General features: G+C 66.7%; 11 protein-coding genes and 1 tRNA gene. 5 read left to right on the plus strand and 7 right to left on the minus strand.

All coding sequences use genetic code 11. From position 1 onward, the window contains the following. Nucleotides 1–52: 52 nt before the first annotated feature. Nucleotides 53–658, plus strand: coding sequence for a phosphoribosylglycinamide formyltransferase (purN, locus tag AXA74_RS07420; RefSeq protein WP_230584662.1), 606 nt, complete (start codon nucleotides 53–55; stop codon nucleotides 656–658). A 190-nt stretch (nucleotides 659–848) separates the two neighbouring features. Beyond that, a complete protein-coding gene (locus tag AXA74_RS07425; protein ID WP_051593935.1) occupies nucleotides 849–2195 on the plus strand; it encodes an RsmB/NOP family class I SAM-dependent RNA methyltransferase in 1347 nt (448 codons plus the stop codon). A gap of 9 nt (nucleotides 2196–2204) precedes the next feature. On the opposite strand, the gene AXA74_RS07430 is transcribed toward AXA74_RS07425, so the two are convergent. Beyond that, the gene (locus AXA74_RS07430) at nucleotides 2205–2480 is read right to left on the minus strand and encodes a hypothetical protein (protein ID WP_032955664.1); all 276 of its coding nucleotides are present in this window, start codon (nucleotides 2478–2480) and stop codon (nucleotides 2205–2207) included. A gap of 372 nt (nucleotides 2481–2852) precedes the next feature. On the opposite strand from AXA74_RS07430, the gene AXA74_RS07435 reads away from it, so the two are divergent. Then, nucleotides 2853–4061, plus strand: a complete 1209-nt coding sequence (locus AXA74_RS07435; protein WP_029580504.1) for a DesA family fatty acid desaturase — start codon at nucleotides 2853–2855, stop codon at nucleotides 4059–4061. Next, nucleotides 4058–6331, plus strand: coding sequence for a UvrD-helicase domain-containing protein (locus AXA74_RS07440; RefSeq protein WP_032978667.1), 2274 nt, complete (start codon nucleotides 4058–4060; stop codon nucleotides 6329–6331). The genes AXA74_RS07435 and AXA74_RS07440 overlap by 4 nt, the downstream gene beginning before the upstream one ends. Nucleotides 6332–6520: 189 nt before the next feature. Here the strand turns inward: AXA74_RS07440 and AXA74_RS07445 are convergent, their stop codons facing one another. From AXA74_RS07445 to dapC, 5 genes are read right to left on the minus strand one after another with little or no spacing between them, the layout of a single operon-like run. Beyond that, complete coding sequence (locus AXA74_RS07445) at nucleotides 6521–8446, minus strand: ABC-F family ATP-binding cassette domain-containing protein (RefSeq protein ID WP_126623566.1); 1926 nt, start codon at nucleotides 8444–8446, stop codon at nucleotides 6521–6523. Then, on the minus strand, nucleotides 8443–9333 hold the full coding sequence (gene prmB / locus AXA74_RS07450; protein WP_029580507.1) for a 50S ribosomal protein L3 N(5)-glutamine methyltransferase: 891 nt from the start codon (nucleotides 9331–9333) through the stop codon (nucleotides 8443–8445). The genes AXA74_RS07445 and prmB overlap by 4 nt, the downstream gene beginning before the upstream one ends. A 6-nt stretch (nucleotides 9334–9339) precedes the next feature. Further along, entirely contained in the window at nucleotides 9340–10473 is a 1134-nt protein-coding gene (gene dapE, locus AXA74_RS07455; protein WP_029580508.1) for a succinyl-diaminopimelate desuccinylase, read from the minus strand. After that, a complete protein-coding gene (dapD, locus tag AXA74_RS07460; protein WP_029580509.1) occupies nucleotides 10473–11294 on the minus strand; it encodes a 2,3,4,5-tetrahydropyridine-2,6-dicarboxylate N-succinyltransferase in 822 nt (273 codons plus the stop codon). Before dapD ends, dapE begins: the two co-directional genes overlap by 1 nt. A gap of 24 nt (nucleotides 11295–11318) precedes the next feature. After that, nucleotides 11319–12509, minus strand: a complete 1191-nt coding sequence (gene dapC / locus AXA74_RS07465; protein WP_029580510.1) for a succinyldiaminopimelate transaminase — start codon at nucleotides 12507–12509, stop codon at nucleotides 11319–11321. A gap of 45 nt (nucleotides 12510–12554) precedes the next feature. Between dapC and AXA74_RS07470 the strand changes: the two genes are divergently transcribed. Next, nucleotides 12555–12641: transfer RNA gene (locus AXA74_RS07470), tRNA-Leu, on the plus strand. A gap of 164 nt (nucleotides 12642–12805) precedes the next feature. On the opposite strand, the gene AXA74_RS07475 is transcribed toward AXA74_RS07470, so the two are convergent. After that, the gene (locus tag AXA74_RS07475) at nucleotides 12806–13213 is read right to left on the minus strand and encodes a DCC1-like thiol-disulfide oxidoreductase family protein (RefSeq protein ID WP_223850524.1); all 408 of its coding nucleotides are present in this window, start codon (nucleotides 13211–13213) and stop codon (nucleotides 12806–12808) included. Between the last annotated feature and the right edge of the window lie 17 nt (nucleotides 13214–13230).

Raw genomic sequence — 13230 nt, forward strand, 5'->3', positions numbered from 1 at the left:
CCAATCGACTCCGTGCCGCTTCGTCATCCTGATTTCAGGGCGGGGCAGCAATATGCAATCGCTGGTGCAGAGCTGCGAAGACCAGGGCTGGCCGGCACAGGTTGCCGCCGTCATCGCCAGCCGCCCGGACGCCGCCGGCCTGCAATGGGCGGCCGGCCGGGGCATCCCGACGGCAGCCTTGTTCCACAAGGATTTTGCCAGCCGCGAGGCCTTCGACGCCGCGCTGGCCGAGGTCATCGACCGGTTCGAGCCCGATTATGTGCTGCTGGCCGGCTTCATGCGCGTGCTCACGCCCGGTTTCGTGAATCATTATGCCGGCCGCCTGGTCAATATCCATCCTTCGCTGCTGCCGGCCTTTCCGGGCCTGCATACCCATGCGCAGGCCCTGGCCACCGGGGTGCGGGTCCACGGCTGCACCGTGCATTTCGTCACCCCCGTGCTGGACCACGGGCCGATCATCGCCCAGGGCTGTGTGCCGGTGCTGGCCGGCGACACGCCCGAGGCGCTGGCCGGGCGCGTGCTCGAGGTCGAGCATGTGGCGTATCCGGCCGCGGCGCGCTGGCTGGCCGAGCGGCGCGTCAGCCTGACCGCCGATCACCGTGTCGAGGTCGAAGGCGATCCGGCACGACTGTTTACCTGGCCGCCGGCCGCCCAGTGAGGCGCGGCGGTCCAATCGGGGAGTGTCCCCAGGAATCATGATGAACAAGAAGAACCCAAGCTCGCGGCCCACCAACACCAGGCCGGAACGACAGGCCCAGGCGCGACCGGCGCAGGCGCGGCCGGCCGAGCGCGGCGACGGCCGTCCGCGCCGCTCGCTGGCGGCTTTCCGCATCGAACAAGTCCAGCGCGTGCTGGGCGAGGTGCTTCAGTGGGCCAGCCCCGCCGATGCCGTGCTGTCGCATTGGCTGCGCGCCAATCCCGCGCTGGGCGGCCGCGACCGGGCCGAACTGGCCGAGGGCGTCTACGATGTGGTGCGCAATCTGCGCCGCTACCGCCAACTGGCCGAAAGCGGGGTCGGAAACGCGAACCGCCGTCTCGCCATCCTGGGACTGGCCGCCACGCGCGGCCTGGAGTGGCTGAAGGACGCCCTGGATCCGGGCGAGGCCGATTGGCTGGCGCGGGTCGATCATGTCGATCCCGCCTCCTTGCCGCGCGCGGTGCGCTTCAGCCTGCCGGACTGGCTGGAAGAGCGCCTGGGCAGCCTGCCCGGGCCTGATGCGCTGATGGAGGCCCTGCAGCAGCCGGCCCAGCTGGATGTCCGCTCCAATCCCCTGAAAATCGAGCGCGATGCCTTGCTGGCCAAGCTGCGCGAGGGTCCGGCCGGGCGCTACGACCCGCAGCCCATGCCGTATTCGCCCTGGGGCATCCGCTTCAAGGGCCACCCGCCCATCAATCGCTGGCCGGAATTCGAGGGCGGCTTGGTCGAGGTGCAGGACGAGGGCAGCCAGCTGCTGGCCTTGCTGGTGGGCCCGCGCCGTGGCGAAATGATCATCGACTTCTGCGCCGGTGCTGGCGGCAAGTCGCTGCTGTTGGGCGCGCTGATGCGTTCGACCGGCCGGCTGTATGCGTTTGACGTCTCGGCCGCCCGCCTGGCCAAGGCCAAGCCGCGCTTTGCGCGCAGCGGCCTGTCCAACGTGGTGCCGGTCGTCATCGACAGCGAGAATGACGCCCGGGTCAAGCGCCTGGCGGGCAAGGCGCAGCGCGTGCTGGTCGATGCGCCCTGCACCGGGATCGGCACGCTGCGCCGCAATCCCGACCTCAAATGGCGCCAGCAGCCGCAGGCGCTGGGCGAGCTCTGCGAGCTGCAATACCGCATTCTCAAGAGCGCGGCCCGCTGCGTGGCGCCGGGCGGCCGCCTGGTCTACGCCACCTGCAGCCTGCTGCCCGAGGAAAACGCCGACCAGGCTGACCGCTTCCTGGCCGAACACCCCGATTTCGAGCGCCTGGATGCGGCCGCGCTGTTGCATAACCGCTGCGAAAATCTGGTGCTGGATGGTCCCTATGTCCAGTTGCGTCCCGATTTGCACGGCACCGACGGTTTTTTTGCCGCCGTCTTCGAGCGCAGGAAGGCGGATCGCGCCGCCCAGGCCAAGGCGCAGGCCCAGGCCGTGATCCAGGCCGCCGCTGAAGAAACCGCCGAGGAGGCCGCGGCGCCGGCCGAAGAGATGCTCAAGGCCACGGGCGCCAGCGACTGAGGCCTCCGGTCAGGGCAGGATCACGATGTCCACGCTGCCGGTTTCGGGAGCGCGGTCGCGTGCCTGGTAGCGGACCTCCCAGCTGACGGTGTCGCGGCCGGTCTTGTCGGCGCGGTAAATCACCTGGGAGACCGGCGCGGCCAGGTAGCCGCAGCCGCCGCTGCCGCTGGTATTGCCCTGGCCGCCGACGACCGTGGCCTTGCCCAGGCTGGCGTCCTGTGTAAGCCGCAGGCGCGGGGCGGCCAGCGCCTGGCAGCCGCGCAATTCGTAGTAGCTGGCCAGCACAACCGTCTGTCCCGGTTTCAAAGAAATGGGGGCGGACCAAACTGGCACGGCGGCCAGGGCGAGCAGCGGGGCGGCGAAAAGGCGTAACATGGTGATGGGGCCGCTTGGGGCCGGCTTGGGGTAAGACACAATATATTGTGCCAGTCTCCTTGTAGCAAAATGTAGGCGTGCCCTGTTATGCGGCCATGCCATCCCCATAACAGAGCCGGGCAGGCGCTTTCGCCGAGGCTTGCGCATGGACCCTCGCGGGCATGCCAACTCGGGCTTAGTGCTTGATTTCTCTCAAAAACTATTTTGAAACTGCGCTGTCATAAGAAATTCAGGTGGGCTACACTTCACCCACTCTTTCTATGAGGCTCAGAAAACGGTTTTATGGATTACATCCTTTCTTTCGTATCCGGTGGTTTGACCCAGGCCAGCTGGTGGCAGATTCTTGCCTACACCCTGATCATGACGCACGTCACGATCGTGTCGGTGACGATTTTCCTGCACCGCAGCCAGGCTCACCGGGGCCTCGACCTGCATCCCGCGGTCATGCATTTCTTCCGCTTCTGGCTGTGGATGACCACCGGCATGGTCACCAAGGAATGGGTCGCCATTCACCGCAAGCACCACGCCAAGTGCGAAAAAGAGGGCGATCCGCATTCGCCCATGCTGTTCGGCATCTGGAAAGTCCTGTTCCGCGGCGCCGAACTGTATCGCCAGGAGTCCGCCAACAAGGAAACCATGGCCAAGTTCGGCCATGGCACGCCCGATGACTGGCTCGAGCGCAACGTCTATGCCAAGCACAGCCTCTGGGGCGTGCTCACGATGCTGGCCATCGATATCGCCCTGTTCGGCGCCATGGGCCTGACGGTCTGGGCCGTGCAGATGGCCTGGATCCCGTTCTGGGCCGCCGGCGTGGTCAACGGCATCGGCCACTACTGGGGCTACCGCAACTACAACAGCCCGGACACCAGCACCAATGTGTTCCCCTGGGGCATCGTGATCGGCGGCGAAGAGCTGCACAACAACCACCACGCCCATGGCACGTCGGCCAAGTTCTCGGCCAAGTGGTACGAGCTGGATATCGGCTGGGGCTACATCACTGTCCTGCGCTGGCTGGGCCTGGCCAAGGTCAAGAAGGTCGCTCCCAAGCTGACCCTGGATCCGGACGCCAAGAACATCGACCTGCGCACGCTGCAGGGCGTGATCACGCACCGCTACGAAGTCATGGCCCGCTACGCCGACGTGATCAAAAAGGCCGCTGGCGAAGAACTCGCCAAGCTGAAGTCCTCGCGCCGCAAGGGCAGCGCCGATTGCAGCTGGACCGTCCTCAAGCGCGCCCGCCGCACGCTGACCCGCAACGAAGACGTCCTGCAGCCGGCCCAGCTGGCCGAAGTGGACCAGGTCATCGCCAAGAATGCTTCCCTGTCCACGCTGGTGCAGATGCGCCGCGAACTGGGTCGCCTGTGGGAAAGTTCCAGCGCCAGCAGCGAGCAATTGCTCCATGACTTGCAGGCCTGGTGCCAACGCGCCCAGCAAAGCGGCATCGCCGGGCTCGAGCAGTTTGCCCTCCATCTGCGCCGCTACGCGGCATGATGCTCGACAAGCTCAATCCCGAACAACGCGCCGCCGTCACCCTCGAACCGCAACACGCCCTGGTCCTGGCCGGGGCGGGTAGCGGCAAGACCCGGGTCCTCACGACCCGCATGGCCTGGCTGATCCAAACCGGCCAGGCCAGTCCTTTTGGCATTCTGGCCGTCACCTTCACCAATAAAGCCGCCCGCGAGATGTTGACTCGCATGGCGGCGATATTGCCTATCGACACCCGCGGTCTTTGGATCGGGACGTTTCACGGCCTGTGCAACCGCATGCTGCGCGCTCACCATCGTGACGCCGGCCTGCCGCAGACTTTCCAGATCCTCGATACCGCCGACCAGCTCGCCGCCATCAAGCGTCTGCTCAAGGCCCAGGGTATCGACGACGAGAAATATCCGCCGCGCGATGTGCAGCGCTTTATCTCCGGGGCCAAGGAAGAGGGCCAGCGGCCCGCCGAGGTCGAGGCCTGGGACGCCCATCGCCGCAAGCTGATCGAGATCTACCAGCTCTACGAAGAGCAATGCCAGCGCGAAGGCGTGGTTGATTTCGCCGAACTGCTGCTGCGCGCCTATGAGCTCTTGTCGCGCAACGCGCCCGTGCGCGAGCACTACCAGCGGCGTTTCCGCCACATCCTGGTCGATGAGTTCCAGGACACCAATACGCTGCAGTACAAATGGCTCAGGCTGCTGGCCGGCGGCGGCGCGGCCATCTTCGCCGTGGGCGACGACGACCAGTCCATCTACGCCTTCCGGGGCGCCAATGTCGGCAATATGGCCGATTTCGAGCGCGATTACGCCCATGGGCGGGTCATCCGGCTGGAGCAGAACTATCGCTCCTTCGGCCATATTCTGGATGCCGCCAATGCCCTGATCGGCCACAACCAGGGCCGCCTGGGCAAAAACCTCTGGACCGACCAGGGCGAGGGGGAGCCGATACGTGTGATCGAGCAACCCTCGGATGGCATGGAGGCCCAGTGGGTGGTCGATGAGATCCGCTCGCTTATCCACGAGGGCCGTTCGCGCAGCGAGATTGCCGTGCTCTATCGCAGCAATGCGCAATCGCGCGTGCTCGAGCATGCGCTCTTTTCCGCGGGCGTGGCCTACAAAGTCTATGGCGGCCTGCGCTTTTTCGAACGCCAGGAAGTCAAGCACGCGCTGGCCTATCTGCGGCTGATCGCCAATCCGGATGACGATACCTCCTTCATGCGGGTCGTCAATTTCCCGACGCGCGGCATCGGCGCGCGTACCCTGGAACAACTGGCCGATGCCGCCCTGAGCGGCCAGACCAGCCTGTTCGGCGCCGTGGCCCGCGTGCCCGGCAAGGGCGGCGCCAATCTGGCCAGTTTCGCCCAGTTGATCGGCCGCCTGGCCGCCGAGACGCGGGATTTGCCCTTGCCCGAGATGGTCGAGCATCTGCTCGAAGAAAGCGGCCTGAAGGCGCATTACCAGGCCGAGCGCGAAGGCGCCGAACGCCTGGAGAACCTCAACGAACTGATCACCGCCGCGGCCGTTTTCGCCGCTGAAGAGAACTTCGACGGCTTGCCCGCGGGGGTGGTGCCGCCGGGCGATGCCGGGCTGGACGTGATCGATGCGCCCGTGGCCGCCCAGGGCATGACGCCGCTGGCGGCCTTCCTGTCGCACGCGGCGCTCGAGGCGGGCGACAACCAGGCGCAAGCCGGCCAGGACGCGGTGCAGCTCATGACAGTGCATGCGGCCAAGGGCCTGGAGTTTGACGCGGTCTTCATCACAGGCCTGGAAGAAGGCCTGTTCCCGCACGAGAACAGCATCCTCGAGCCCGCGGGGCTCGAAGAAGAACGCCGTCTCATGTATGTGGCCATCACGCGCGCGCGCGAGCGGCTCTACCTGACGCTGGCGCAAAGCCGCATGCTGCATGGCCAGACACGCTACGCCATGCGTTCGCGCTTTCTGGAAGAAATCCCCGAGGCGCATCTCAAGTGGCTCACGCCGCGGGCGGGCTCGGGCAATGGTTTCTCGGGCGGCGGCATCGCCTGGACCGAGCGCGGCGACGCCTACGGCCGGCGCCAGACCGGCACCGTCGCGCCGCGCGCGCCGCGCACCGGCACCAGCGGCGTGACCGTGGGCGAGGTCCAGTACCGGGTGGGCCAGGGGGTGCGGCACGCGCGCTTTGGCGAAGGCACCATCATCGGCCTGAGCGGAGGCGGCCAGGATGCCCAGGCGCAGATCCAGTTCCGGGACGTGGGCACCAAGACCCTGGCGCTGGGCATCGCCAAATTGGACATCATCGCCTGAGCGCGGCGCCCAATACCGGCAAACCCTCTGCCGCAGCCATATCCCGCATTCGGTGCGAGAGCGGCGTTCGGCGATATCGTTGCCCGGGCGCGCGGCCGTGAGCGTAGGCGCGGCGTCAGGGCCGCGATACGGCGGGGCGGCGAAATCCATCGAGCCAGGGAGGGACGCCAGCCGCCCCGGCCCGGTCGCCTAGCTGCCCGCGCCGTGCTCGATGTCTTCGAGCGAGGTCTGGATCTCCAACCATTCTTCTTCGAGCGTATTGAGGCGCTTGCCCAGTTCGCCATGTTCGGCCATGACCTGTTGGCGCTCGGCGCGGCGCGCATCGGAATACAGCTCGGCGTCGGCCACCAGGGCGTCGAGCGCCTGTAGCCGCGCGCGCAGCTTGTCCATCTCGCTTTCGACCTTGCCCAAGCGGGCCTGCAGGGGTTTGCGCAAGGCGGCCAGTTTCTGGCGCTGCTCGGCCTCCTGGCGGCGCTGCGCCTTGCGGTCGACGCCCTCGCTGTCCCGGGGCGCGGCTTCGGCGCGCGCTTCGGCATTGCGGGCATTGAGCCAGTCGCGATAGTCCTCCAGGTCGCCATCGAACTCCCTGACCTGGCCGTCCGACACGATCCAGAAACTGTCGACCGTGGTGCGCAGCAGGTGGCGGTCGTGCGAGACCAGCAGCATGCTGCCCGAAAACTCGGCCAGCGCGGCGGCCAGCGCCTCGCGGGTCTCGACATCGAGGTGGTTGCTCGGTTCATCCAGCAGCAGCAGATTCGGTTTCTGCCAGACGATGAGGGAGAGGGCAAGGCGCGCCTTCTCTCCGCCGGACATGGGGCCCACCTTGCCGTTGACGGTGTCGCCCGAAAAACCGAAACCGCCCAGGTAGTTGCGCAGCTCTTGCTCGCGCGTATCGGGCGCCAGGCGCGCCAGGTGCTGCAGCGGCGTGGCGTCCAGGTCCAGCATGTCCAGCTGATGCTGGTGGAAGTAGCCGATCGCCAGCCCGCGCGAGGCACGGCGTTCGCCCGACTGCAAGGGCAGTTCCTCGGCCAGCGTCTTGATGAGCGTGCTTTTGCCCGCCCCGTTGGCGCCCAGCACGCCCACCCGTGCGCCCGCCCGGACCATGAGAGTCACATTGCGCAGGATGGAGACAGGCTGGCCGCTGGCATCGGTATAGCCGGCCGCCATTTTGTCCAGGACCAGCAGCGGGTCCGGCGTGTGCTCGGGCGAGGGGATGCGGATGTCGATGCCCGCCTCGGCATGCAAGGGCGCCAGCGTCTGCATGCGTGCCAGGGCCTTGACCCGGCTCTGCGCCTGCTTGGCCTTGGAGGCCTTGGCCTTGAAACGGTCGATGAAGCCTTGCAGGCGCGTGGTTTCCCGGGCTTGGCGTTCGTGGGCGATGCTGGCCTGGCGCAGCCTCTCGGCGCGCTGGGTCAGGAAATCCTCGTAGCCGCCCCGGTAGCGAATCAGCTTGCCGTGGTCGAAATGCAGGATGACGCGCGCCACCGCGTCGAGAAATTCCGTGTCGTGGGAGATCAGCAGCACCGTGCCCGGATAGGCCGCCAGCCACTTCTCCAGCCATAGCATGGCATCCAGGTCCAGGTGGTTGGTGGGTTCGTCCAGCAGCAGCAGTTCGGAAGGCGCCATCAGGGCGCGCGCCAGGGCCAGGCGCATGCGCCAGCCGCCCGAGAAACTGGCCACCGGCTTCATCCATTCGTCCGGAGCGAATCCCAGGCCCGCCAGCAACTGTTCGGCGCGCGAGTTGGCGCTCCAGACGCCGGCCTCGGCCAGCGCGGCTTCCAGTTCGGCGATGCGCGTGCCTTGATCATCGCCCAGGCCGGCGCGTTCGGCCTGCAGGGCGCGCAGATGCGTGTCGCCGTCGATGACGAACTCGCGCGCCGGCTTGTCGTCGGCGGCGATTTCCTGTTGCACGCTGGCGATGCGCCAGCCCGCCGGCACGTCCAGCGAGCCGGCATCCTGGTCCAGCGCGCCGGTCAGCAGCGCGAACAGCGAGGACTTGCCCGCGCCGTTCTTGCCCACGAAACCGACACGCTCGCCGGGGTTTACAACGAATTCCGCGCCATCCAGCAGCACCTTGGTGCCACGGCGCAAGGTCAATCCAGAAGCGCGTATCACAACTGCTCGCGGGTCAACAGCAGAATCTGGTCCGAAGCCTGCTCGGTATCCAGCCACATGGGTTCGAGATCGGGGAAGGCGGCCTCGAAGTGATCGCGCTCATGGCCGATCTCCAGCACCAGCACGCCCTGCGGCGCCAGGTAGCGCGGCGCGGCTTGCAGGATGCGGCGCACGAGGTCCATGCCGTCGGTGCCGCCGGCCAGGGCCAGGGACGGCTCCGCGCGGTATTCGGCCGGCAGTTCGTCCATGGACTGGCTGTTGACGTAGGGGGGGTTGCAGACGATCACGTCGTAGGCCGCCTCGGGCAGATCATCAAAGAGATTGCCCTGGTGCAGCGAGAGGCGGTCTTGCAGGCCGTAGTCGTCCACATTGCGGCGGGCCACTTCCAGGGCGTCCGGCGAAATATCGACCGCGTCGACCTGGGCTTCGGGAAACGCCAGGGCGGCCAGGATGGCCAGGCAGCCCGAACCCGTGCACATGTCCAGCGCGCGCGCCACCGATGCCGGATCCCGCACCCAGGGCGCCAGGCCATGGTCCAGCAGCTCGGCGATGGGCGAGCGCGGCACGATCACCCGCTGGTCGACATAGAAGCGGTGGCCGCGCAGCCAGGCCTCATGCGTCAGGTAGGCGGCCGGCAGGCGCTCGTTCACGCGCCGGTCGATCAGGTCCAGCACGCGCTCGCGCTCCTTGCCCAGCACGCGCGCGTCCAGGAAAGGATCCAGCGTGTCGGGCGGCAGGTGCAGGCCATGCAGCACCAGGTAGACGGCCTCGTCCCAGGCATTGTCGGAGCCATGGCCCAGGGCGACATGGCAGGCATGGAAGCGCGACACCGCGTAGCGGATCAGGTCGCGCAGGGTCTGCAATTCTTGGCGGTCGGTAGACGGCATAACGCCTCAATGTGCCGGCAGCAGGTTTTCCAACGTGCGCCGGTAGATGTTCTTCAAGGGGACCAGGCTGTCCAGCGCGATACGCTCGTTGATCTTGTGGATCGTGGCGTTGCAGGGGCCGAACTCGATCACCTGCGGACAGATCTTGGCGATGAACCGGCCATCCGAGGTGCCGCCCGTGGTCGACAGTTCGGTGCTGCGCCCGGTCTCGGCCAGGATGGCCGCCGACAGCGCATCGGTCAGCGGACCGCGGGCCGTCAGAAAGGGCTCGCCGCCCAGCTCCCACGCCAGGTCGTATTCCAGGCCGTGGCGATCCAGGACTTCGTGCACGCGCGCCTTCAGCGATTCGGGCGTGCTGGCCGTGGAGAAGCGGAAGTTGAAGGACACGACCGCCTCGCCCGGGACCACATTGGTGGCGCCGGTGCCGGCCTTCATATTGGAAATCTGGAAGGTCGTGGGCGGGAAGTACTCATTGCCCCGGTCCCATTCGATGGCGACCAGGTCCGCCAAGGCCGGCGCGGCCTGGTGCACCGGGTTGCGCGCCAGATGCGGATAGGCCACATGCCCTTGGATGCCCTTGATGGTCAATTCGCCCGACAGGGAGCCGCGCCTGCCATTCTTGCAGACATCGCCCACATCGGTGGTCGAGGTCGGCTCGCCCACGATGCAGAAGTCCGGCGTCTCGCCGCGTGCCTTCAGGGCCTCGCAGACGATGACGGTGCCGTCCACGGCCGGGCCTTCTTCGTCGGAGGTCAGCAAAAAGGCGATGGAGCCCTCATGCGCGGGTTGGGCCGCGACGAATTCCTCCACCGCCACCACAAAGGCGGCGATGGAGCTTTTCATGTCGGCCGCGCCGCGGCCATACAAGAAACCATCGCGCTCCGTGGGCACGAAAGGATCGCTGTCCCATTTTTCGCGCGGGCCGGGCGGCACCACATCGGTGTGCCCGGCAAAGACCACCAGCGGCGCCTGCGTGCCGCGGCGGGCCCACAGATTGGTCACGCCGCCGCGCGCAATGGTCTCGCATTCAAAACCGATGCGCGCCAGGCGGGCTGCCAGCAGCTGCTGGCAGTCCTTGTCGTCCGGCGTGACCGACGGACGGGCGATCAGGTCTTTAACCAGATCCAGTACGGTGCTCATCAAGCCCTCAGCAAATCATTGATGCTGGTCTTGGCGCGCGTCTGCGCGTCCACGCGCTTGACGATCACGGCGCAGGCCAGGCTGTGCGAGCCGTCGGCCGAGGGCAGGGAACCCGGCACCACCACCGAGCCAGAGGGGATGCGGCCATAGGTGATCTTGCCCGTGGCGCGATCGTAGATCTTGGTGCTTTGCGACAGGAACACGCCCATGGCCAGCACGGAGTTCTCTTCGACCACCACGCCTTCGACCACCTCGGAACGCGCGCCGATGAAGCAGTTGTCCTCGATGATGGTGGGATTGGCCTGCAAGGGTTCGAGCACGCCGCCGATGCCCACGCCGCCCGAGAGATGGACGTTCTTGCCGATCTGGGCGCAGGAACCGACCGTGGCCCAGGTGTCGACCATCGTGCCCTCATCGACATAGGCGCCGATGTTGACATAGGAAGGCATCAGCACCACGTTCTTGGCGATGAAAGAGCCGCGGCGGGCCACGGCCGGCGGTACCACGCGGTAGCCGCCCGACTTGAAGGCCGAGGCGCCGTATTCGGCGAACTTGGTCGGCACCTTGTCGTAGAAGGTCAGGGGCGCCTGGCCCATGACTTCATTGTCCTGCAGGCGGAAAGACAGCAGCACCGCCTTCTTGATCCATTGATGCACCACCCACTCGCCGCTGGACTTGTCGGCCACGCGCAGGCGGCCGTGGTCCAGGGCGTCGATGGTGTGCTCGACCGCTTCACGCACTTCGGCGCTCGCATCGGAAGGCGACAGGTTGGCCCGGTCGTCCCAGGCTTTTTCGATAGTGGTTTGCAGATCGAGAGTCATGACGCTTTACTTTTCAAGGGTTGGTCAAACGGAAGTCTTGATGAAATGGGCGATGCGCTCGGCCGCCTCCACGCATTGCGCCAGGGGCGCCACCAGCGCGATACGCACGCGGCCGGCGCCCGGATTGACGCCATGCGCCTCGCGGGCCAGAAAGCTGCCTGGCAGCACGGTCACGCCCGTGCGGCCATACAGATCGCGCGCAAACGCGGTGTCCGAGCCTGGCGTGGGCGCCCACAGGTAAAAGGCCGCATCGGGCATGCGCACATCCATCACGCGCTGAAGTATAGGCACTACCGCCTCGAACTTCGCGCGATACTCGCGGCGGTTCTCGGCCACATGGGCCTCATCCGTCCAGGCCGCCACGCTGGCCGCGGCGATCACCGGGCTCATGGCGCTGCCATGATACGTGCGATACAGCAGGAAGCGGCCGATCAGGCGGGCATCGCCGGCCACGAAGCCCGAGCGCATGCCCGGCACGTTCGAGCGCTTGGACAGGCTGGAGAAGGCCACCACATTGCGGTAATCGTTGCGGCCCAGGCGGCGGGCCGCCTGCAGGCTGCCCAGCGGCGGCTGGTCGAAATAGATCTCCGAATAGCACTCGTCGGAAGCGATCACGAAACCATGGCGGTCCGAAAGCTCGAACAGCGCGCGCCAGTCTTCCAGCGACATCACATTGCCGGCCGGATTGCCCGGCGAGCACACGAAAACCAGCTGCGCGCGCTGCCAGACAGCCTCGGGCACCGCCGCCCAGTCGCAAGCGAAGTTGCGCGCCGGGTCGGCATTGACGTAATAGGGCGTGGCGCCCGCCAGCAGGGTCGCGCCTTCGTAGATCTGATAGAAAGGATTGGGGCAGATCACCAGCGCGCCGGCGTCCGGGTCCACCACGGCCTGCGCAAAGGCGAATAGCGCTTCGCGCGAACCCAGCACCGGCAGCACCTCCCGATCGGCGTCCGGCGCCGGGATGCTGTAGCGCTGCGCCAGCCATTGCGCGATCGCCTGGCGCAAGGCCGGCTCGCCCTTGGTGGCCGGATAGACCGACAAGCCCTGCAGATTGGCGCATAGCGCCTCGCCCACTCGCGCGGGCGCGGCATGCTTGGGCTCGCCGATGGACAGGTTGATGGGGGTCAGCCCCTCGGGCGGCGTGCCGGCTTCGGCCAGCAAGGCGCGCAGTTTCTCGAAGGGATAGGGATGCAGGGCATCGAGTCTGGGATTCATAGAGCAAGATTTTAACAAGCAAGCTACAATAGCGGGCTTGGCTTTGCGAAGGTGGCGAAATTGGTAGACGCACCAGGTTTAGGTCCTGACGCCGTAACAGGTGTGCGGGTTCGAGTCCCGCCCTTCGCACCACTATATTTTCTATGGATCAAGGGCTTGGGTTTGTCTTCCCAAGCACGGTCCGGGGTGTCGGCCGCCGCGGTGGCCTGACGGTAATCCCACAGCATCGCGCCGTCCTGGCGCGGCCTTGTCAGGCCGCCCCGGAGCCGGCGCGTTTTTGTTTGGGGCGGCGCGTGTCAGCCGTGGATGTTGGGGCGGTCGCGCAGCTTCAGGCTGAGATTGCGCCCGGCGCGCAGCAAGGGATAGAGGACGCGGGATAGCGTCCGGTGGCGAAACAGGCGGGCATTGAGCCGGTTGAAGCAATCGTTGTCCGAGCTCAGCAGCGCCAGTCGATGGATGCAGTCGGCGCCCCAGTAGTCCCGGCCGTCCAGGTGGAGCAGCATGCCCTGGTCGAGATCGTAGCCGCGTTGCAGGCACCGGGCGGCGAGACCGGGATGTTCGCGGGCGTTGCGCATCTCGATGGGGCCCACGGCCTTGCGCAAGCGCAGCATCCGCGCGTAGTTCGCGCAGAAAGGGCAATCGCCGTCATAGAGAAGAAAGTTCGCGCTCATGGTGGAGGCCGCGGCCTCCGGGAGCGCCGGCATGCAGGCGCTCCGGACCC

Source organism: Bordetella hinzii LMG 13501 (assembly GCF_001548475.1).
Taxonomy (GTDB): Bacteria; Pseudomonadota; Gammaproteobacteria; order Burkholderiales; family Burkholderiaceae_B; genus Bordetella; species Bordetella hinzii.